We start from the raw sequence: 21275 nt of genomic DNA on the forward strand, positions 1-21275 counted from the left end.
ATAAAATGGAACTCTACAACTATATAAAATCTCTCCATCTCATCTTTGTCATTACTTGGTTTGCAGGTTTATTTTACATTGTTCGTTTGTTTGTGTATCAAATTGAAGCCAATGATAAACCTTCGCCGGAAAAAGAAATCCTCCTAAACCAATACAAAATAATGACGTACCGTTTGTGGTACATCATCACATGGCCTAGTGCAGTTTTAACTGTGGCTTTTGCAATTTGGTTGCTGATTTTAATGCCGGTATGGCTTCAAATGCCTTGGATGCATGTCAAATTAGGATTTGTAATTTTACTGGTTGCCTATCAAATAAAATGTCATTTAATTTATAAAGAATTACAAAACAATATTTTCAGATATAGTTCGAATTTCATGAGGTTGTGGAATGAAGGCGCAACGATTATTCTTTTTGCCGTTGTTTTTTTAGTAATTTTAAAAAATGCTTTTAACTGGATTTACGGCGTCATCGGAATTGTTTTGTTTTCGGTTTTAATTATGTTAGGATTTAAGTTCTACAAGAAAATTCGTGAAAATAAATAAACCACAAGAACACTAAGAAGGCACAAAGCCACAAAGGAAAATAGCGTGCTTTGTGATAGCTTTGTGCACTTCGTGGTTAAATAAATTATAATGCTGAGAAACTTCAAAATGTCAATGCTTTCGCTTCGGATTAGGATTTTCCTATCGATGATTATATTGATATTAATTGCTTCCATTTTGATGGCTTCCATTTCCATTATCCAGTTTAAAAATGAAGCCAAAGATTACCATCAAAAACGTTTGGATCAAAAAGAGTTTGCTATAAAAGAACATATAAATTATGTGCTTTCCAATACAACTTATCCGCTTACAGAAAAAAATCTTTCCTTGATTTTTAAGGATAAAATTCACGAATTAGCCGACATTCACAACCTGGAAATCAATATTTATGGTTTGAACGGAAAACTGCTGAAGTCTTCCAAAGCCTCATTTTCGGTTGATAAAGTGGCGCCGCCAATTCCAACCTATGTGCTGAAACTCGTTCAATCCTCCGTGGAAAAAAGATATGTTGACATCAAAAATGTAAATGGCGTCAAAAACCGCTCTTCTTTTAGCCAGATAAAAGATGATAAATTCAAACCCTTGGGCATTTTGAATATTCCCTATGTGGAAGATGATGGTTTTTATGAAACAGAATTGCAACAATTTTTGTTACGCTTGAGCCAGGTTTATTCTTTTATGCTGATTATAGCCTTCGCTTTGGCGTATTTCCTAGCGAGTTATATTACCAAATCATTAAAGACAATCTCAGATAAAATCAATGAAACGAGCCTGAATCAAAAGAATGAGAAAATTGTTATTGAAGCCAACAGCAGGGAAATCAATTCGTTGATAAATGCCTATAATCAAATGGTGGATAAACTGGAAGAAAGTGCCACGATGCTTGCTCAAAGCGAACGTGAACAAGCTTGGCGCGAAATGGCGAAACAGGTAGCGCACGAAATTAAAAATCCATTGACGCCAATGCGGTTGACAGTCCAAAGTTTTCAGCGAAAATTTGATGCCAATGATCCCGAATTAAAACAAAAACTGAATGATTATTCAAAAACATTGATTCAGCAAATTGACACGATGAGTGCTGTGGCGTCAGCTTTTTCAAACTTTGCTTCGATGCCGGCACAGCAAAACGAAACATTAAATGTGGTGCAAGTAGTGGAGTTGGCTTTGGATATTTTTAACGAAGATTTTATCATTTTTGAAAGCAATGAAGAATATGTGATTTCAAAATTAGACCGAACACAATTGATTCGGATTATTACTAATCTGGTAAAAAATGCCATTCAATCCATTCCTGAAGAACAAGAAGAGAAGCGCGTTTTAGTTTCGGTAGATAAGGAAGAAGACAACGTAATTATTTCTGTAAAAGATAACGGAATTGGCATTGATGCTGAAAACAGGCAGCGTGTATTTGAACCCAAATTCACAACTAAAACCAGCGGAATGGGCTTAGGTTTAGGAATTATAAAAAATATTATAGAAAATTACAAAGGAACGATTATATTTGAAACTGAACCCGGAAAAGGATCAACATTTATTGTTTCGCTTCCCATTGTTAAATAAAATTTACCTTCATGAACTTTGAAAACATAATCGTTACCATAGAAAACGGGATTGGTCAAATTACCATCAATCGCCCTTCAAAATTAAACGCACTCAATGTAGCGACCATACAAGAATTGCACAACGCTTTTGAAAGTCTGGAGAGTAACGCTGAGGTCAGGGTTATTATCATTACCGGCGAAGGCGAAAAAGCTTTTGTTGCAGGCGCTGATATTTCAGAGTTTTCGAATTTTTCGATTGAAGAAGGCGCCCAACTGGCAGCTCAAGGACAGGAATTGTTGTTTGATTTTGTCGAAAACCTAAGAAAGCCCACGATTGCGGCCGTTAACGGATTTGCGCTTGGCGGCGGATTAGAATTAGCAATGGCGTGTCATTTCAGAATAGCGTCGGACAATGCCAAGATGGGTTTGCCTGAAGTTTCTCTTGGAGTAATTCCGGGTTATGGCGGAACACAGCGTTTGCCACAATTAATCGGAAAAGGACGCGCTATGGAAATGATTATGACTGCCGGAATGATATCTGCGGAAGAAGCCTTTCGTGCAGGTTTAGTAAATCATGTTGTGCCACAGGCGGAACTTTTGGATTTTACAAAAGGTATTGCCGCCAAAATCATGCGGAATTCTCCTTATGCTATTGGCAGAGCCATAAAATGCATCAATGCAAATTACAAAGAAGGCATAAATGGTTTTGAAACCGAAATCAGAAACTTTGGGAAATGTTTTGGAACCGAAGATTTTAAGGAAGGAACAACCGCTTTTTTAGAAAAGAGAAAGGCTGAATTTAAAGGGAAATAAACATAAAAAATCGAGCCGGTATTTTTTTTATCGCTCACCTTCCCATTCCGCAAAGAACTGCGAAAGAAAATCTTCCATATATTGATGTCGGGCTTCCGCAATTTTTTTGCCTGTTGGTGTATTCATTTTGTCTTTTAGCAACAGTAACTTTTCGTAGAAATGATTCAATGTTGGCGATTTAGAATTTTTATATTCTTCTTTGCTCATATTCAAATTTGGCAAGATATCCGGATTGTATAACGCTCTATTTTTAAAGCCTCCATAATTGAAGCATCTCGCAATTCCGATAGCGCCAATAGCATCGAGTCTATCGGCATCCTGAACAATTTCCAGTTCTATAGAATTGAACTTCTTTTCGAAATTTCCTCCTTTAAATGAAATATTTTCAATAATGTTTATTACGTGAATGGTGATTTCTTCTGAAACATTTTGGCTTTCTAAAAATGTCCGGGCTGTTTTTGGCCCAACAGTTTCGTCTCCCTCATGAAATTTGCTATCGGCAATATCATGAAGTAAAGCGCCAAGCTGAACAACAGTTAAATCGCAATCTTCTTCCTTTGCAATTAAGAGTGAATTTTTGTAAACGCGTTCAATGTGAAACCAATCGTGGCCGCCTTCGGCATTTTGAAGTTTTTCTTTTACGAAAACTATTGTTCTATCAATTAGTGACATTATTATTAATTTAAAAATCCTCTCTTTTCAGAAAGGATTTAGTCTGTTTTTCTATTCTCTTTTATCTTTATCTAATCAAAGCAGGTTCAACCCACTTAAAAAGCGTCGATTCCTCAGGAATCACTAATCTTTCGGAAACCTTTGCCATTCGGGCCGGGAGTTTCATTAGATAATCTCTGGCTTTCTCTGCTTCATCCGTCAAACCTGAAAGCTTATCAATTTCCCATTTTTCAATCAGCTTTTGCATAATGTCAACATAATCAGCGGCAGTGTAAACTCCAATTCTTTGGGCAGAATCTGAAAAATTTAAAAAGGCAGCGCCTATTTTTTCGCCTGATTCTCTTAAAAACTGAGCTGGCATTACAATTTTTTGCTTCATCATATAGTTGAAAGCCAAAAGCATTTCGCTTGGGTCAACTTTAAAAATTTGAGTTACAAATTCGCTGTAAGCATGATGATGGCGCATTTCGTCACCGGCAATCATTTTGCATATTTTTGATAATTTCTTATCACCATATTGTTTTGCTATTTGTGAAACCCTGTTGTGTGAAATATAAGTTGCTAATTCCTGAAAACTTGTGTAAACAAAATTCTTATAAGGATCACGACCTGTACCAATATCAAAACCATCAGCAATTAAATGTTGCGTAGTGATTTCGATTTCACGCATGTTTACACGGCCCGATAAATACAAATATTTGTTCAATAAATCACCATGACGGTTTTCTTCTCCTGTCCATTGACGTACCCACCTACTCCATGGATTATTTTCAACTTGACCAACGCCATCAACATCCATCAGCCAGGATTCATAAGTTGGCAAAGCTTCTTCGGTAATGGTATCACCAACAAGCGTTACCCAGAAATCATAAGGTAAATCTTTGGCAATTTCACGTAATTCTTTTACTTCTTCAAAAAAGTTTTCGTCTTCAGAATTGGGTAAAAAGTCTGATGGCTGCCATATATTTTCAACAGGAATCAGGAATTCTTCCATGAAACCTTCTACTTTATTTTCCAGAAATTGCATTACTTCCAGACGAATATTGCTTATCGACATTGTTTAAATTTTAATAGATTGTATCACCGCTTTTTCTGTTTTCTCCATTAACACTTCAAAAGGAAATTCTTTTACAGCAATAGCTTCGTGAATTATAAATTGCAAATGATTCCCTAAACCCATTGGGAACGCTCCAAATTTAACCATTTTCCACGAATTATTAATAGTAATTGGCACAACATATGCGGATGGCGCATATTTACATAAGATTTTTAAGCCACTTTTGGCAAATTCTTTAGGCTTCCCGTTCTTACTTCGGGTGCCTTCAGGAAAAATAACGGCTGCGCGATTATACTGTTCTATGTATTCTGACAATCCTTTTATCAAAGGGATAGCTTGTTTTGGATCTTTTCTGTCGATAAGAATAGAGCCTCCGTGTCTAAGATTATACGAAACACTTGGAATGCCATCTCCTAATTCTTTCTTGCTGACAAACTTGGCGTGAAAACGTCGCAAATACCAAATAATTCCAACAATATCATAAAGGCTTTGATGGTTAGAAACAAAGATTATTGGAACATTCTTTGGGATAGTATCCCTGTTTTCAAAAGAATACCTTGTCCCTAAAATATTGGTGCATTTAGATAGAAAAAAGTTCAAATAATCCACGCTTTTTTTGTGCGCCTGATAGCCAAAAATATTGATACATATCCACTGAATAGGATGAAAAATAACCAAACACAATCCAAAACAAAGATAAAAAACTATTGAAATTGGATACGAAATAAGCTTTTCCATGATTTAAGAATAGATGACAAAAATAAGGAAAAATCAAAGCATGGAATATAAAACAAGGGTAAAAACATTTTAAAAAAGTACACTTTTTGTATACCATTTCAAAATTTGGTAATCGTATCTTTAACTGATTATAATTGTTATTTGAAAGGGCGTAATAATTTGTTCAAAACTCCTCCGATTTGTATCCTATAACATCAAAAAAAGCATTATTTTTATGCCACAAAAATTATAAAAAATGAGTTCAGAAAAAGAAGCCAAATTAAAAGCATTACAATTAACGCTGGATAAATTAGACAAGGCATACGGCAAGGGAACCGTAATGAAAATGGGAGACAAAGCGGTTGAAGAGGTAGAAACAATTCCTTCTGGTTCGCTTGGTCTAGATTTAGCATTGGGTGTAAATGGTTACCCAAGAGGAAGGGTTATTGAAATATATGGTCCGGAATCTTCCGGAAAAACAACCTTAACACTTCATGCCATTGCTGAGGCACAAAAAGCAGGTGGAATTGCAGCTTTTATTGATGCAGAGCATGCCTTTGATAGAAATTATGCAGAGAAATTAGGTGTAGATATTGAGAATTTAATTATTTCACAGCCAGATAACGGTGAACAGGCTTTGGAAATTGCAGAGAATCTAATTCGTTCCGGAGCCATTGACATTGTTGTTATTGACTCGGTTGCAGCATTGACTCCAAAAAGCGAAATAGAAGGAGAAATGGGTGATTCTAAAATGGGATTACACGCTCGATTGATGTCGCAGGCGCTGAGAAAATTAACTGGAACTATCAGCAAAACAAATTGTACCGTATTTTTCATCAATCAGTTGAGAGAGAAAATTGGTGTTATGTTTGGAAACCCAGAAACAACAACTGGTGGAAATGCTTTAAAATTCTACGCTTCTATTCGTTTAGACATTCGTCGCTCTTCACAAATTAAAGATGGTGAAAACGTAATTGGAAACAGAACCAAAGTTAAGGTGGTAAAAAATAAAGTAGCTCCACCATTTAAAACTGCTGAGTTCGACATCATGTATGGCGAAGGGGTTTCAAAAACCGGAGAAATTCTTGATTTAGCTGTTGAATTTGAAATCATCAAAAAAGCCGGTTCCTGGTTCAGTTATGGCGAAACAAAACTTGGGCAAGGAAGAGACGCTGTGAAAGTCTTGATAAAAGACAATCCGGAATTAGCCGATGAATTAGAACAAAAAATTAAAGATTATATCAAAGAAAGCAATGCTTAATAAACTAACTAAATCACGCCATGAGCGTGATTTTTTTATTACCTTAACGCAACCATTTTTATAAAAAAGTATCCTAACAACAAAATCAATTGTAATATGAGAAAAATAATCCCCCTTTTAGCCCTCTTTTTTTTGTTCAATGCTTGTTCACCAGGCGATGACACCCAATATTTATTTGAATTAAGACCAATACAAAGTGTTGATATCCCGACTGAATTTACTTTAGGGCAAACCTATCCTATAACTGTTCATTATACAGTTCCTACAAGTTGCTATTACTTCAGCACTTTGTATTATGATAAAGATTTAAACGTAAGAACTATTGCTGTTGAAAATGCGATTGCACAAAGAAATAATTGTCAGGAATTAACTCCTGAAATGGGCGCAAGTACATATACTTTCAACTTTTACGTGACTAGTAATGGCTCTTATATATTTAAATTTTATCAGGGAAAAGATGACCAGGGAAATAATGTATTTCTAGAATATGAAGTGCCTGTGACGAATTAAATAACAATCAATTTTGGAAAATTGGATTTAAATCAACTCATAAATGATTGCAAAAAAAATGATAGAAAGGCACAGGAACAGTTGTACAACTTGTATTCGCCAAAACTGTTTGCAGCTTGCTTGAAATATTCACGTAATTATACTGAGGCGCAAGATAATTTACAAGATGGATTTATACTGATTTTTAATAAAATTGAGCAGTATGCGTTTAAAGGTTCTTTTGATGGCTGGTTAAAGCGAGTTATGATTAACAATGTTTTACAGCAATATCGGACGCAGACGTTTTTAAGTTTAGTAAAAGAAGATATTCCTGAGGATTGTGAAATTGAAATAGATGACGAAAATATATCTTTAGATTATTTGCTAAAGATTATTCAGGAATTGCCCGACAGGTATAGATTAGTATTCAATCTTTATGTAAATGATGATTATTCGCATGCTGAAATTGCCGAAATGCTTTCGATAAATATCGGAACATCTAAATCGAATTTATCTCGTGCCCGAATGATTTTAAAAGAAAAAATAGAACGTTATAAAAACGATTCAAACAAAACATTTCCTTCTGCAAAATGAGTGAAAGAAAAAACATAGACCGTCTGTTTCAGGAAAAATTCAAAGATTTTGAGGTAAAGCCACCTAAAGAAACTTGGGCAAATATTGCAACAAAACTCGATGAAAAAAAGAAAAGAAGAATAATTCCATTTTGGTGGAAATTATCGGGCGTTGCTGCTTTGTTTTTAATTGGTTTTTTAATCTCTAAATCTATTTATAATCCGGAAGTTAAAACTGAAAATTCGGTTGTAAACGAGACAAATTCTGGCAAAACAAACCAAATAAACAAAAGCGATATAAATAAAAAAGATTTGAATGTGACCAATTCAACTTCTGATGCTGTTGTAACCAATTCTGACAAAGTTAAAAAAGAAGAATATAAAGCTAAAGTAGCTACCTATTCTTCAGAATCAAGCGTTGCCAAAAGAAATTCTTCAAATCATCGTTCTTTGAAAAACAAATCAAATTCTGAAAAAAATAAAACTGCTGTAGCCCAATCTGTTTTTGAAAAATCACAAAAACAACTAGCTCAAACAAAAAACGGGAATAATCAATCAAAAGCCTCAGGAGGCTTAAGCCATAGCGAACAGGCTAAGCAAATTGCTCAAACAGATCTGAAAGCGGGTAATAACAAAAAAAATCAATCTGCCTTTGACAATTCTTCCGAAGCAGAACAGAGCGGAGCTAAAACACCTATCAATCTTAATGATTTGAAAGGGAATGGTATTTCAAAAACTGTAACAAAAGAAATTGAAAATAAGGTAAACGACACAGCTTCCAAAAAAAGTGTCGCTAACAATGAATTGGAAGAATTGCTTAATGAAAAAGAAAGCAAATTAAAGCAGGAATCTAAAAGAAATAGGTGGCAACTTACCTCAAATGTTGCCCCTGTTTTTTTAGGTTCAATTTCTAATGGTTCGCCAATCGATTCAACGCTTGCCAAAAATTCTAAATCATATAATACAAATGTAGGTTTCGGACTTGGCTTGAGTTATGAGGTAAATAAAAAATTAACGGTCAGAGCCGGATTAAACAAAGTCAATATTAGCTACGACACCAATAACATTGTGTTCTTTACCGGAATCCAAGCCAAAGTGTTGGCTAATGTTTCCCCGACGGCTTCGAGTGCAATGATTCAGATACAAAACAATGCTGCTAACAATTCAAATTCGATATCCGAAAACGGATTGCTGCCTTTTGAAAACTCCTTTGCAAACAAAAACACCGGTCAACTCAATCAGGAAATAGGTTATTTAGAAATGCCTTTCGAAATGACTTATGCGCTTTTCGATAAAAAATTTGGTTTACGAATTATTGGTGGATTTAGCACGCTTTTTCTTCAGGACAATAGCATTACGATTGTATCAGAAGGCAGAGAAACGTTGCTTGGAAAAGCAAATAATTTAAACAACGTTCATTTCAGCACCAATTTTGGAATGGGAATAAAATATGGTTTTATGAGATCGTTTGAATTCAATTTGGAACCAACAATAAAATATCAATTGAATACATTTAGCTCAAATGCGGGGAATTTCAAACCATTCATTTTTGGAGTTTACAGCGGAATCAGCTACAGGTTTTAGTTAGGTTTGTTTTAAAATTAGTTAGGAAGTGTTATTACTTCTTGGTAATAACAGAAAGAGTCACAAAATTTGTGGCTCTTTCTTTATGGATTAAATGCTTGAAGCTGCTTAAAAATGACTTCCCGGACTGATGCTTTTAGTGTTTTTTTATATTCTGAAGAGTTATCTTTAGTATCGAAAAAACGTTGAATTTTTACACGCATCAAACCCGGACTTCCACTGAAAAAAGTATAGGAAAAACGTTTTTTGTTATCGGCGAAAGTTATCGGAACAATTGGAATATGATGGTCAATCGCCAATCGGAAAGCACCGTCTTTAAATTCATCCAACACAATTGATTCATCGAGTGGGACACCGCCTTCGGGGAAAATACAAATGCTAAATCCTTGGTTTATCTTTTTTTGTGCTCTTTCAAAAACTTCCATTCTGCTTTTTGAACTGCTTCTGTCAACCAAAATACAGGTTCTTTTATAGAAAAATCCAAAAAGTGGAATCTTGGTCAATTCCTTTTTTCCAACGAAAACAAAAGGGTTTTTCACCACCGAAAGCATCAACATAATATCTGTCATAGAAGTATGATTGGCAACAAACATATAGCTTTTTCCTTCAATGATTTCTTCTTCTGTTTCCAATTCAACTCTGAATCCCATACCAAACAATATGATTTTTGCCCAAATTCTGGCCATCACAAAAAAATAAGGATACCATTTTTCTTTAAGAATTGAAATAAAAAGAAATGGGAACATAACAATTATGGGAATCGCCATTAAAATGTAAAACCAAATGCGATAAAGTGTCCAAAAAACAATTTTCAATGCTCTCATATTGTCAAATGTAATGAAAGGTATGCAATTTTTGATACAAACGTTTAACTTTGCGATTAGAAAAAAAATTGAAAATGTCAAAAATACTAACCGGAATTCAAAGCACTGGCACACCGCATTTAGGAAACTTATTGGGAGCTATTTTGCCCGCCATTGCATTGTCAAAAAAACCAGGTAATGAATCGTTTCTTTTTATTGCGGATTTGCATTCAATTACCCAAATAAAGAATGGAGACGAACTTCGTCAAAATACCTATAGCACGGCGGCAGTTTGGCTCGCTTGCGGATTAGATGTTGATAAAGTGATTTTTTATCGTCAGAGTGATTTAGTGCAAACAGCTGAATTATCATGGTACCTGAGCTGCTTTTTCCCTTTTCAGCGTTTGACATTAGCACATTCTTTCAAAGACAAAGCCGACAGATTAGAAGACGTTAATGCTGGTTTATTTTCATACCCAATGCTTATGGCTGCTGATATTTTATTGTATGAGGCTGATTTTGTTCCCGTTGGAAAAGATCAGTTACAACATATTGAGATTACTCGTGATGTTGCATCCCGCTTTAATCATCAAATGGGAGAAACCTTTGTAATTCCTGAAGCCAAAGTTCAGGAAGACACGATGTATGTACCCGGAACTGATGGTCAAAAAATGAGTAAATCCCGTGGTAACATAATCAACATTTTCTTGGATGATAAAGGATTGCGTAAGCAAATTATGAGCATTGAGACCGATAGCACACCACTTGAAGAACCGAAAAATCCTGATACCTGCAAAATATTTGGCCTCTATAAATTATTGGCAGATGCAACTCAAATTGCAGAAATGAGAATAAAATATTCCAACATTAATAGGAACTTTGGTTATGGTCATGCAAAGCAGGAACTGTTTGAGTTAATCGTTGCCAACTTCAAGACCGAAAGAGAAAAATACAATTACTACATGAGCAATCTGTCCGAAGTGGATGCGTTGCTCAAACAAGGTGCAATTAAAGCAGGAGCAATTGCAAATGATGTCTTAAAAAGGGTACGTGAAAAATTGGGGTTTGAATAAAATTTATACATTTGATAAAAATTTATTTCACATGAAAAATATTGTTTTCACTATGCTTCTCGCATTAGTATCTTGTACTGCTTTTTCACAAATTAAATACACTGAAGAAAAAAACCCTGATTTGAGTAAAATGCTTGCCAAAGTTCACACCAACAGTGCCTTTGGTTTCAAAAATTATTTGGTGAAAACTTTTGTTATTAATCCTGATTTAGGTTATTCCAAAAACGAAGACCCTGAAGGAGCTAATCAAAATGCTTATATTTCTGTTAGTTTTTTAGAGAAACTAATTACAACAAAGTTGTATAAAGTTGATACACTTATTAACCCTGAGGTTATTGGTGTTGGTGAAGTTCCAAATGGGTTTGAAATTACCATCGACCATGGTTTGCCAGAAGATAGAATAGAAGAGGTATTTACTTTAGTAATGCCAAAAAGATAATCTTCTTATATCGCTTCAAATAATTTTCCTGGTAAAGGCCGAATAACGCCTTTTAATTCCATAGTTAAGAGCAGAGATGAAATTCTAAAAATTGGGAAATCGCAGTCAAGGGCAATTATGTCTAATAATTGCTTCCCGTTTTGTTCCAAATAATCGTAGACTTTTTGTTCCTCATTATTAAGAACAACGAAAAGTTGTTTTTGAACTGGTTTGATTGCTTTATTCTCTAATTCCCAATTCAAAATATAAAACAAATCCGCTGCCGAAGTCATCAAGTTGGCCCGTTGGGTTTTAATTAGATTATTGCATCCCTGGCTTAATTTATCTGAAGTTCTCCCCGGCACGGCGAATACATCCCGATTGTACTCATTTGCCATTATTGCCGTGATTAATGAACCTCCTTTTTCAGCGCTTTCGATTACTACGGTTGCTTCGCTCATTCCGGCAACAATGCGATTTCGGCGTACAAAATTTTCTTTATCGGGATTTGAATTACTCCAGAACTCAGTTAAAAAACCGCCGTTTCCTTCCATCCTTGCAACATATTTTTTGTGTGTTTTGGGATAAACCTGATTTAAACCGTGAGCCAGAACGCCGATAGTTTGCAAGTTGTTCTCCATAGCTGCCTGATGAGCAACAATGTCAACGCCGTATGCAAATCCGCTCACAATTATCGGATTGAAAATCGCCAAATCTTCTATCAGTTGTTTACAAAAGTTTGATCCATACGATGTGATTTCACGCGTACCAACGATGCTAATTATTTTTCTGTTTTTGAAATTTAAATTCCCTGAAGCAAAAAGCAAAATTGGTCCGTCAATACAATGTTTTAATTTGTCCGGATAATCATTATCTTGGTAGTAAAGAATAGTTACTTTTTCTTTCTCTACAAATCGAAGCTCCTGTTCAGCTTTTTCAAAAATTGTTTTATCGGCTAGTTTTTTAACCAAAACATCGCCTACTCCGTCTATTGATTTTAATGATCGCAATTTGGAATTGAAGACATTTTCAGCTGAACCGCAGTGATTTATGAGTTTTTTAGCAACAATATCTCCAACGCCTTCTACTTTTAATAGTGCCAAAAGGTGAAAAAGTTCGTTTGTATCCATGTGCTTATTTTACTACAAAAATAAATCTTTTTCTTGGGATTGTTAATAAATTTTGTGAATAATTATTTGTTAGTGTCATTGTTTATCTAAATTTGTCAATATGAAGATTGAACAATACATTTCCCAATTATTATATCGTTATCAATGTGTCACCGTACCAGGATTTGGTGCATTTCTTAGTGAATTTCAGTCGGCGCAACTGGACGAAAATTCACATTCGTTTTACCCTCCAAAAAAGATAATTTCCTTCAATGCGTTTATTAAAAATAACGACGGATTGCTGGCGAACCATTTGGCGCAAGCCGAAAAAATATCTTATGAGGTTGCTGTAAATGTTATTCAAAACGAAGTAACGGATTGGAAAAATAAGATGCAGGAAATAGGAAATTATTCTGTGAAAAATATAGGTAACTTTTCACTGAATCCGGAGATGAATATTGTTTTTGTTCCCATCGATCAAATCAATTATCTCAAAGAATCTTTCGGATTGAGCTCGTTTGTTTCTCCTTTGGTAAAACGAGAAGTTTATAAAGAAGAAGTTGCTCAATTGGAAGAAAAAGCACCAATCGTATTCACACCGGAGAAAAGAAGAAATTATTCGGCTTTGAAATATGCTGCTGTTTTCTTGTTATCGGCAGGAATTACGGGACCATTTGGTTACAAGTATTATGAAAGCAAAATTGCTCAGGAAACGCTTATCGTAGAAACAAATGTTCAGAAAAAGATAAATCAAAAAATTCAGGAAGCTACTTTTTATATTTCAAATCCATTACCTGCGGTTACACTAACGGTTCCCGCAGAAAAAATGCCATATTGCGTAGTTGCAGGTGCATTTAGAATAGAAAACAATGCAGAAGAACAATATCAAAGGCTGCTTAAATTAGGATTTAAAAAAGCCAAAAGATTAGCCCCAAACAAGCATGGATTATTTCCTGTTTTATACGGAAGTTATTCGACTTATTCTGAAGCACATGAAGCCATGAAAAACATTCAAAAATTAGACAACAAAGACGCTTGGCTTTTGGTTGAAGAATTATAAAATTATCTCGAGAAATCGGGATTTTTTGTTTTCAGTAAGTACCTTTGCAAAAAAAATATGAACCCAAAACATCCTTCTGAATCGTTAACCATTTTAACCGATTTAGTATTACCTGGCGAAACCAACCCTTTAAACAATCTTTTTGGGGGCGAATTACTGGCCCGAATGGACAGAGCTGCAAGTATTGCTGCCAGAAGGCATTCCCGAAGAATTACTGTTACTGCTTCTGTAAATCACGTGGCTTTTAATCGCGCCATTCCGTTGGGTAGTGTGGTAACTGTAGAAGCTAAAGTTTCACGTGCTTTTACATCGTCTATGGAAATCTTTTTGGATGTTTGGATAGAGGATAGAGAATCCGGAATTAGAACTAAAGCGAACGAAGCAATTTATACTTTTGTGGCTGTTGACGAAAGCGGAAATCCAGTGCCGGTGCCACAAATTGAACCAGAAACAGAAGAGGAAAAAATTAGGTATGAGGCTGCTTTACGCAGAAAACAATTAAGTTTAGTCTTGGCCGGAAAAATGAATCCACACGATGCAAGCGAATTAAAAGCATTGTTTTTATAGCTGATACATATTCAATATGTTGCTTATTTTTAACCGCAAATTATATAATTGCTATAATTTGCGAATTTGCGGTTATTTTTTCTATCTGTTTTTACATATTAAACAACCAACTGGCAGGATTATTATAGGTGGTGTTTTGAAGAATCAGGAATTTTAAAATCGTTTTTCCTGTGTCGCCATTAGTACGGATTTTGCCTAAAATTTGTTTGGTAGAAACTTTATCTCCAACTCCAACACTAACGCTGCTTAAGTTTTGATAAACCGTAAAATAATCGCCATGCTGGATGAAAACAGCAATATTTAAAGGCGACAATTTTATTACTTTAGTCACTTCGCCACCAAAAACTGATCTGGCCGAAGCGCCATTTTCTGTTGTAATCTCGACTCCGCTATTATGAACCATAAGCGTTTTATATATCGGATGAGGCTGATCACCATAAGCTAAAGAAACAGCTCCTTTTTCAACAGGCCAAGGCAATTTTCCTTTATTGGCTCTGAAATTGTTAGCTACCAATTGCCCTTCAGAAGTTAATACAATTTTCGCTGAAGATTCCAAAGCCTTTGTTGATTCTGCAGTTGTTGTTTTTGGATTAGCTTTCGCTTTTGCAGCTGCTGTTTTTTTATTGGCTGCGGCAATGGTTTCACGTATTAATCGTTGAATTTGAGCATCAATCTTTCTGGTTTCCTGTTGCTTCTTCTTAATCTCTGCAACTATTTTTCCTTTTTCCTTATGGATTTGATTGGCTATTTTTTCCTGCTCCTGTTTCTCTTTTACTAATTCTTTCTTTTCATTCTCGTTTTCTGTAATTAGCTTTTCCTTTACCGTTTTCTGAACAAGAATCTTATTGGTAAATCCAACAAGCTGCTTTGTTTTTCCTTCAATTTCCTGCCCTTGCATTTTTCTGTAGCTTGCATATTGTTTCATATACTGAGCTCTTTTATAGGCTTGCAGAAAATTTTCTGAGGACAATAAAAACATCGCCCGGCTTTGTTCCGACCGACTTTTGTATGACTTTAAAATCATCGCAGCATAATCTTTTCTCAGCTGCTCCAAATCCCGATTGAGTTGGTTTATCTTTATTTGATTTACATAAATGTCATTGCCTAACAATTTGGTTTGTTTTTCGGTTGTATTTATGAGTTTTTCTTTTAAGCCGATTTTTTCCTGTTGTAGCAACAATTGGGTCACCACCGATTTTTCTTTGCTTTTTACGGATTGCAGCAATTGTTCTTTCTCTTGAATCTCTAACTGAATTTTGGCTTTGCGTTCTTCAAGTTGTTCCTGTGTGGGCGGTTGTCCCCACATCTGAATAGAGCAACATAAAAATAATAAAGAGAAAAATAGTTTTGGCATAGGTTTTAGTTTTGGCTAATCGTGTTTGATAAAAATTCTATCGTAACCATCAGGAACACTGTAAGGAAAAGATAACTCTTCATTAAAGGTCATCGAATTATAGTCTACAAGGATGGTTGTTTTTCCCTTCTTTTGAAACGCATTTATTGTGAGGCCCGCAGGAAAAATCCCTGAAGTAAAATCCTGAAAATTGGGATAATTAACTTCAAAACTTCTTTCTTTTTCAGGCTGGCTAATTTCCTGTTTTTTAAGTAAGAAATGCTCTGCTTCAAATGAAAAAGATTTTTCGGTTTTATCTTCAACGCTATTCAATTTGTAAAATTTATCTGTTTGTGTAAACGAATAATTTCCTTTTGTCAGATCGTCTATTGGTTGCCCAATCAGCATGTTTTGTATTTTGTCAAAATCTAAATCAGTTCCCAACCATTGGCTCAACGCTTCATAATCTCCTTCAAAATAATTCCCGCCTAGCTTTTCATAATACTTTACTTCGGTCGGAGTGATCAACGCTTTTGCCATTGTTATTCCTAATACGCGAATGCTTACTAAAATCTTCTCATCCTTCTTTATTTTGATTTCCGCAGAAACACTTTGCGAATCATCTTCGTGTTTGTATTTGGCATTTGCCCTGATGTATAACGTCGAAAAATCACTTTTATTATTGTAATGTTTTTGAATTACTGTTTTAAAAGTCGGGATGCTGTCAGCTTGAACGCCTGCTATTGGGGTATTTGTGCCAACAACAACCGCTTTGGATTTGCAGGATACCAGAAAAATAACGGCGAAAACGCACAATGCTTTTTTCATTATTTCTTTTGTTTTTTTATGAGCTCATCGGCTTTGGCAAAATACTTTTCTTTCTTATTTGCATCTCCCAATCCTGTATAGGCTTCGCCTAATTGAATGTTAAAATTGGTTTCCAATGCCATATCATCAAGAACAAAGTCCAAACCCGATTCTAAGATGTCGGCAGCTTTTTTATAGTTCTTCAGTTGATTATTAGCGAGACCCGCATAATAATAAAATTGTGGTTGAGTAGGAAAAAGTTGGGATAGGTCATCCGCTTTTTTGGCCACAAGAATAAACGCACTCTTCTCCGTATAGGCTTGTAAAAGCAATTGTTGCGTGTCTATATCCTCTTGATTATTTTTTAGATACATTTCAAAATAGTTTATGGCTTTGTCCCAATCGGCTTTTGAATAATAAAATTTACCTATTTCTTTAGCCACCTTTATCTCTTTGTCATTGTCAAAATAAGAAATGGCTTTATCAAAATCGGGTTCGTATTTTGGATTGTTTTTAGTAAAAATCAGAAATTCATTGAGCATTCTGTGTTTAATTTTAGAATCTATTTTTTTGCTTTGAAAGACAATATTCATGGCTTTCACCGCATTATCGCCGTCATTATTATTTAAATGAAATTTGAACAAACTCACTTGCGCCCAATCAGAAGTTGGAATTTCCCTTTCTAATTTCTGGGCAATTTCCAATGCTTTTTCTTCCTGATTGCTTTGTGAATACATATAAATCAAAGCGATGTAATTGGATTCATCTTTCGGGAATTTTTTAATCTGGTCCAGTAAATTGAACTTTTCAGCCGATTGGTATTTGGCATCTTTTAGAATGTCTGCTTTATACAATTCTCGCTTCTCTGTTTTGCCGAACCTTGCGTTCAATTCATTAATGAGTTCCAGCGCTTTGTCAAATTGCTGCGTATTCATGTATAGCGAAGTCAGGTCTTCTTTATAATCTTCCTTGAATTTTATTAATTTCTCAACAAGTGGAATCGCTGCATTATAGTCACGGGTTTCATAACAAACATCATACATACCCACCAAAGCCCAACGGTTTTTTGGATCCATTTTGGCAGCTTTTTCAAAGTTATCATAGGCTTCTTTATACTTTTTTTGCGCTAAATAATTCTTGCCCAACTCGAAATAAATTACGGGATTTTCAGGTTCAATTGCCTTGCCTTTTTGCAAGGCTTCAATCGCCTTGTCATAGTTTTCCATGCTTTTTTGTTGGATTGCTTCATAGAATAAATCTTCAAACCCGTCGTCAATTACAACAACATCGTTTGGTTCGTTTTGAGCAAAAACAACACTGGGAACACAAAACATTCCAAAAAACAACAGACTATAAATGGCAATTTTTTTCATTTTTTTATTCTAAAACCGAGTAATCTCCGATACTAATGCTAGTGAAATCACCGTCAAAACTCACGTGATTTCCAATCATCGCATTCTCTAAATTCGCATTTTTGATATGAGCATGGGTTTGAACCAGGCTATTTTTAATTGTTGAATCTGTAACGTGTGTTCCTCTTCCTAAAGATACATTAGGGCCAACCGTTGCATTTATCAAAACCACATCGGCACCAATATAACATGGTGGAATAATGGTAGCGTTTTCTTGTTTTACATCATAGTCAACTAAATGTTCCCCATCGTTGTGTAAAAACCCCAGCATCCTTGAATTGGTCTCCACCGTTACGTCTTTGTTACCACAATCCATCCATTCATCGACGCGCCCCGGTACAAATTTCATGCCCTTTGCCATCATTTGTTTGATTCCGTCATTAATTTGGTATTCGCCGCCATGAATTATATTATTATCCAAAACCAACTGCAACTCTTCTTTTAAAACGGAAATATCCTTAAAATAGTATATTCCGATTACAGCTAAATCAGAAACAAATTCCTTTGGCTTTTCTACCAGCTCGACTATCTCGTTGTTTTCATTCAAATTGATTACGCCAAACGCTTCCGGTTGATCCACTTGTTTTACCCAAATAACGCTATCTGCGGTTTTGTCTAAATCGAAATCGGCACGGATTAAAGTATCTGCATAAGCGATTACCGCCGGTCCGGTTAATGAATCTTTCGCACACATAATGGCATGACCTGTTCCCAGTGCCTCATTTTGATAATAAATAGTTCCTTTTGCTCCTAATTTTTGGGCAATGGCAATCAGATCTTCTTCTACTTTTTTACCAAAACTTTCGTGAATGATAAAAGCAACTTCGTCAATTTCCTGATTCAAAACTCCGGCAATATCTTCTACCAATCGATGCACAATTGGCTTTCCTGCAATTGGAATTAATGGTTTCGGAATGGTTAATGTATGTGGGCGAAGACGTGAACCGCGACCTGCCATTGGCACTATTATTTTCATTTTTATGTCATTGCGAGGTACGAAGCAATCTCATCCTCTTATTATTATATCTATTTTACTCCTGTACTGCCAAATCCACCTTCACCACGATGCGTTTCAGAAAGTGTTTCTACTGAAATCCATTCGGCTCGTTCGTGTTTGGCGATGATTAATTGGGCAATCCTTTCGCCGTTTTCAACGATAAAATTTTCATTGGATAAATTTACTAAAATCACTCCAATTTCGCCACGATAATCCGCATCAACTGTTCCCGGAGAATTAAGGACGGTTACTCCTTTTTTGGCCGCCAAACCACTTCTGGGACGAACCTGTGCTTCGTAACCAATAGGAAGCTCAATGAAAAGGCCTGTTTTTATTATGGCTCTTTCTAAAGGTTTTAGTTCTATTGACTCGGATAAATTAGCTCTTAAATCCATTCCTGCCGAAGCAATAGTTTCATAATTAGGCAAATCATGTTGTGATTTATTGATGATTTTTATGGTCATTTTATTTTGCTTTTCTTTTTATGATTCTTAGTAATGTTTCTTTTTCACTATAATAGATGAAATATAAAAATAGCGCTAACAAACCGAATTTCACAAGATAATTTTCTCTTAAGTAGGGAATATAAAATGATATTGCCGAGAATAAAATCGTTAATCCCAGATAACTGAAAATCTTATTAAAATCGTAGGGTATTGGATAATACTTCTGACCTAATTTATAAGAAATAATCATCATGCTTCCATAAGCGGCAATGGTTGCAATTGCTGAACCGTAATAGCTTCCAAAAGGCCCTTTTAACGGAATTAAAAAATAGTTCAATGTTAGTGTTACCGAAGCCCCTATAATTGATATATAGGCGCCGATTTTAGTCTTATCTATCAGTTTGTACCAAACCGAAAGATTTGTATATATGCCGAGGAAGAAGTTTGCCAAAACAATCAGCGGTACCACTTTCATAGCATCCCAATACGACGGATTTGGCACTAAAACCTGTTTCAATAAATCGGCAAAAACAATGACAAACAAACAAATAAACGAACCAAAAATCACAAAATATTTGGTTATGGTAGCGTAGGTTTGCTGTGCGTTTTCATTGCTGGCATGACTGAAGAAAAACGGTTCGATGCCCAATGTGTAGGCCGTTCTAAAAAGCACCATGAACATTCCTATTTTATAGCAAGCGGAATACGCTCCAATTTCTGACAATGGAACATGCATCCAGTCTAAGAGTATTTTATCAAAATGTTCGTTGATGGCAAAAGCAATTCCGGCAAAAAGGATTGGCAATCCATACGTCATCATTTTTTTCCAAAGTACTTTATCAAAGTGCCAGGAAATGCGGGTATAATTTGGAATTAACACAATCAAAGTAAAGAAACTTGCCACTAAATTAGCAACAAAGATGTAGCCTATTTGGAAGTTTTCGAAATAAATAGTGCTAAAAAAACCATTCGGATTACCGGCAACTAATTTTGGTAAGAAAGCCAGAAAGAAAACGTTGAGCAATAGGTTTATAGAAACGTTCGCCATTTTTATCGCGGCGTACTTTATTGGTTTTTTCTCGGCACGCAGCTTTGAAAATGGAATGATTGCCAAGGCATCAAGCGTTAAAATCCAAATGGTATAGGTGATATATTCTACACTAATATCTGACCAGCCCGCCAATGCATTTCGGAATAACAACGCTAAAACTAAAAATCCTAAAGTGGACCAAAACAGTGAAACAGTAGCAGTTGAAATGACATTTTTCTTGTTGTCTTCTGAATTATAAAATCTAAAAAAAGCCGTTTCCATTCCGTAAGACAAAACAACATTAAAGAAAACCAAATAGGCAAAAATAATAGATACCTCACCCATTTTGCTTTTATCCGGCAAATAGTAAACAAACAAAGGATTGAGGATAAAGCTGATTATCCTTGGGAAAACGGTAGCTAATCCGTAAATTAATGTTTGTTTGAAGAGATTTTTATATAAACTCAAGGTGTTGACTATTGCTTAGGAATTGAAACAAAAGTAACCATTTCTTCTGTTTATGTCAGGCCGTTTTCGTCTAAAATTTTGACGAAATGAAAACCTTTGGGTCCAAATCCCTGATTGTAGTAAAAACGATGCGCAGGGAAGTTGGAAGTATAAGCATCAAGCACAATATTGGTGCAGCCCAATGCTTTTGCTTTGGCCTCGATAAAGTCACAAATCATATTGCCAATTCCTTTGGAGCGATGGTCAGGGTGAACGATGAAATTGTCAATTTCCAGGGCTTTTCCGCACCAAAGTTTTGTTTGGAGCCAAATTCCGGTTACGCCAAGGCATTCGTTATTTTCAAACACGGCAACTTGAGAATAATGGTTTGGAATCATAACTTCGAGAAAGGATTTGTACATCTCCGGTGTCATTTTGGAATACATCAAATGCATTAAATCAAAGTGAGGCAGCATTTCTTCTAATGTGGTAAGTTCCTTGATTTCCATTGGAATTTTTATT

General features: G+C 35.4%; 23 protein-coding genes. 11 read left to right on the top strand and 12 right to left on the bottom strand.

Annotation, left to right across the window (positions count from 1 at the left end):
* The first annotated feature begins 5 nt into the window (after positions 1–5).
* The 3 genes from Q0Q99_RS05160 to Q0Q99_RS05170 all read left to right on the top strand — a co-directional run bounded on the left by Q0Q99_RS05160 (position 6) and on the right by Q0Q99_RS05170 (position 2899).
* The gene (locus tag Q0Q99_RS05160; RefSeq protein ID WP_293892438.1) at positions 6–545 is read left to right on the top strand and encodes a CopD family protein; all 540 of its coding nucleotides are present in this window, start codon (positions 6–8) and stop codon (positions 543–545) included.
* Positions 546–635: 90 nt separating this feature from the next.
* Positions 636–2105: an ATP-binding protein gene (locus Q0Q99_RS05165; protein ID WP_293892441.1), complete on the top strand. Its 1470-nt coding sequence runs from the start codon at positions 636–638 to the stop codon at positions 2103–2105.
* A gap of 11 nt (positions 2106–2116) precedes the next feature.
* Positions 2117–2899 carry an enoyl-CoA hydratase-related protein gene (locus Q0Q99_RS05170; protein WP_293892444.1) on the top strand — a complete coding sequence of 261 codons (783 nt, stop codon included), beginning with the start codon at positions 2117–2119 and terminating at the stop codon, positions 2897–2899.
* A 27-nt stretch (positions 2900–2926) separates the two neighbouring features.
* Here Q0Q99_RS05170 and Q0Q99_RS05175 read toward each other — a convergent pair whose 3' ends face one another.
* The 3 genes from Q0Q99_RS05175 to Q0Q99_RS05185 all read right to left on the bottom strand — a co-directional run bounded on the left by Q0Q99_RS05175 (position 2927) and on the right by Q0Q99_RS05185 (position 5366).
* Entirely contained in the window at positions 2927–3571 is a 645-nt protein-coding gene (locus tag Q0Q99_RS05175; RefSeq protein ID WP_293892447.1) for an HD domain-containing protein, read from the bottom strand.
* A 67-nt stretch (positions 3572–3638) separates the two neighbouring features.
* The gene (locus Q0Q99_RS05180; RefSeq protein ID WP_293892450.1) at positions 3639–4628 is read right to left on the bottom strand and encodes an acyl-ACP desaturase; all 990 of its coding nucleotides are present in this window, start codon (positions 4626–4628) and stop codon (positions 3639–3641) included.
* Positions 4629–4631: 3 nt separating this feature from the next.
* Positions 4632–5366, bottom strand: a complete 735-nt coding sequence (locus Q0Q99_RS05185; protein ID WP_293892453.1) for a 1-acyl-sn-glycerol-3-phosphate acyltransferase — start codon at positions 5364–5366, stop codon at positions 4632–4634.
* 235 nt (positions 5367–5601) lie between these two features.
* Here Q0Q99_RS05185 and recA point away from each other — a divergent pair, with 235 nt between their 5' ends.
* From recA to Q0Q99_RS05205, 4 genes are all read left to right on the top strand, one after another.
* Complete coding sequence (recA, locus tag Q0Q99_RS05190) at positions 5602–6606, top strand: recombinase RecA (protein ID WP_293892456.1); 1005 nt, start codon at positions 5602–5604, stop codon at positions 6604–6606.
* Positions 6607–6702: 96 nt separating this feature from the next.
* On the top strand, positions 6703–7116 hold the full coding sequence (locus tag Q0Q99_RS05195) for a hypothetical protein (protein WP_293892459.1): 414 nt from the start codon (positions 6703–6705) through the stop codon (positions 7114–7116).
* 21 nt (positions 7117–7137) lie between these two features.
* Positions 7138–7689 carry a sigma-70 family RNA polymerase sigma factor gene (locus Q0Q99_RS05200; RefSeq protein ID WP_293892462.1) on the top strand — a complete coding sequence of 184 codons (552 nt, stop codon included), beginning with the start codon at positions 7138–7140 and terminating at the stop codon, positions 7687–7689.
* Positions 7686–9251: a hypothetical protein gene (locus Q0Q99_RS05205; protein WP_293892465.1), complete on the top strand. Its 1566-nt coding sequence runs from the start codon at positions 7686–7688 to the stop codon at positions 9249–9251. The genes Q0Q99_RS05200 and Q0Q99_RS05205 overlap by 4 nt, the downstream gene beginning before the upstream one ends.
* 83 nt (positions 9252–9334) lie before the next feature.
* On the opposite strand, the gene Q0Q99_RS05210 is transcribed toward Q0Q99_RS05205, so the two are convergent.
* A complete protein-coding gene (locus tag Q0Q99_RS05210; protein ID WP_293892468.1) occupies positions 9335–10075 on the bottom strand; it encodes a 1-acyl-sn-glycerol-3-phosphate acyltransferase in 741 nt (246 codons plus the stop codon).
* A 74-nt stretch (positions 10076–10149) separates the two neighbouring features.
* On the opposite strand from Q0Q99_RS05210, the gene trpS reads away from it, so the two are divergent.
* Positions 10150–11127: a tryptophan--tRNA ligase gene (gene trpS, locus Q0Q99_RS05215; protein ID WP_293892471.1), complete on the top strand. Its 978-nt coding sequence runs from the start codon at positions 10150–10152 to the stop codon at positions 11125–11127.
* 31 nt (positions 11128–11158) lie between these two features.
* On the top strand, positions 11159–11566 hold the full coding sequence (locus Q0Q99_RS05220) for a hypothetical protein (RefSeq protein ID WP_293892474.1): 408 nt from the start codon (positions 11159–11161) through the stop codon (positions 11564–11566).
* 5 nt (positions 11567–11571) lie between these two features.
* Here Q0Q99_RS05220 and dprA read toward each other — a convergent pair whose 3' ends face one another.
* On the bottom strand, positions 11572–12675 hold the full coding sequence (gene dprA / locus Q0Q99_RS05225) for a DNA-processing protein DprA (RefSeq protein ID WP_293892477.1): 1104 nt from the start codon (positions 12673–12675) through the stop codon (positions 11572–11574).
* 100 nt (positions 12676–12775) lie between these two features.
* Here dprA and Q0Q99_RS05230 point away from each other — a divergent pair, with 100 nt between their 5' ends.
* Positions 12776–13714, top strand: a complete 939-nt coding sequence (locus Q0Q99_RS05230) for an SPOR domain-containing protein (protein WP_293892480.1) — start codon at positions 12776–12778, stop codon at positions 13712–13714.
* A 57-nt stretch (positions 13715–13771) separates the two neighbouring features.
* Positions 13772–14281 carry an acyl-CoA thioesterase gene (locus Q0Q99_RS05235; RefSeq protein ID WP_293892483.1) on the top strand — a complete coding sequence of 170 codons (510 nt, stop codon included), beginning with the start codon at positions 13772–13774 and terminating at the stop codon, positions 14279–14281.
* A 91-nt stretch (positions 14282–14372) separates the two neighbouring features.
* On the opposite strand, the gene Q0Q99_RS05240 is transcribed toward Q0Q99_RS05235, so the two are convergent.
* Genes Q0Q99_RS05240 through Q0Q99_RS05270 form a run of 7 tightly spaced genes read right to left on the bottom strand, consistent with a single transcriptional unit; the run spans position 14373 to position 21262 of the window.
* Positions 14373–15635: a peptidoglycan DD-metalloendopeptidase family protein gene (locus tag Q0Q99_RS05240; RefSeq protein WP_293892486.1), complete on the bottom strand. Its 1263-nt coding sequence runs from the start codon at positions 15633–15635 to the stop codon at positions 14373–14375.
* 15 nt (positions 15636–15650) lie between these two features.
* The gene (locus Q0Q99_RS05245) at positions 15651–16442 is read right to left on the bottom strand and encodes a DUF4292 domain-containing protein (protein ID WP_293892489.1); all 792 of its coding nucleotides are present in this window, start codon (positions 16440–16442) and stop codon (positions 15651–15653) included.
* A complete protein-coding gene (locus Q0Q99_RS05250; protein ID WP_293892491.1) occupies positions 16442–17794 on the bottom strand; it encodes a tetratricopeptide repeat protein in 1353 nt (450 codons plus the stop codon). Before Q0Q99_RS05250 ends, Q0Q99_RS05245 begins: the two co-directional genes overlap by 1 nt.
* A gap of 4 nt (positions 17795–17798) precedes the next feature.
* Entirely contained in the window at positions 17799–18809 is a 1011-nt protein-coding gene (locus Q0Q99_RS05255; protein ID WP_293892493.1) for a sugar phosphate nucleotidyltransferase, read from the bottom strand.
* Between the two features lie 50 nt (positions 18810–18859).
* Entirely contained in the window at positions 18860–19294 is a 435-nt protein-coding gene (dut, locus tag Q0Q99_RS05260; protein WP_293892495.1) for a dUTP diphosphatase, read from the bottom strand.
* 1 nt (position 19295) lies between these two features.
* Positions 19296–20774, bottom strand: a complete 1479-nt coding sequence (locus Q0Q99_RS05265; RefSeq protein WP_293892498.1) for a lipopolysaccharide biosynthesis protein — start codon at positions 20772–20774, stop codon at positions 19296–19298.
* A gap of 50 nt (positions 20775–20824) precedes the next feature.
* Positions 20825–21262, bottom strand: a complete 438-nt coding sequence (locus tag Q0Q99_RS05270) for a GNAT family N-acetyltransferase (RefSeq protein ID WP_367174994.1) — start codon at positions 21260–21262, stop codon at positions 20825–20827.
* Positions 21263–21275: the final 13 nt, after the last annotated feature.

It is taken from the genome of Flavobacterium sp., assembly GCF_025352425.1.
Lineage (GTDB): Bacteria > Bacteroidota > Bacteroidia > Flavobacteriales > Flavobacteriaceae > Flavobacterium.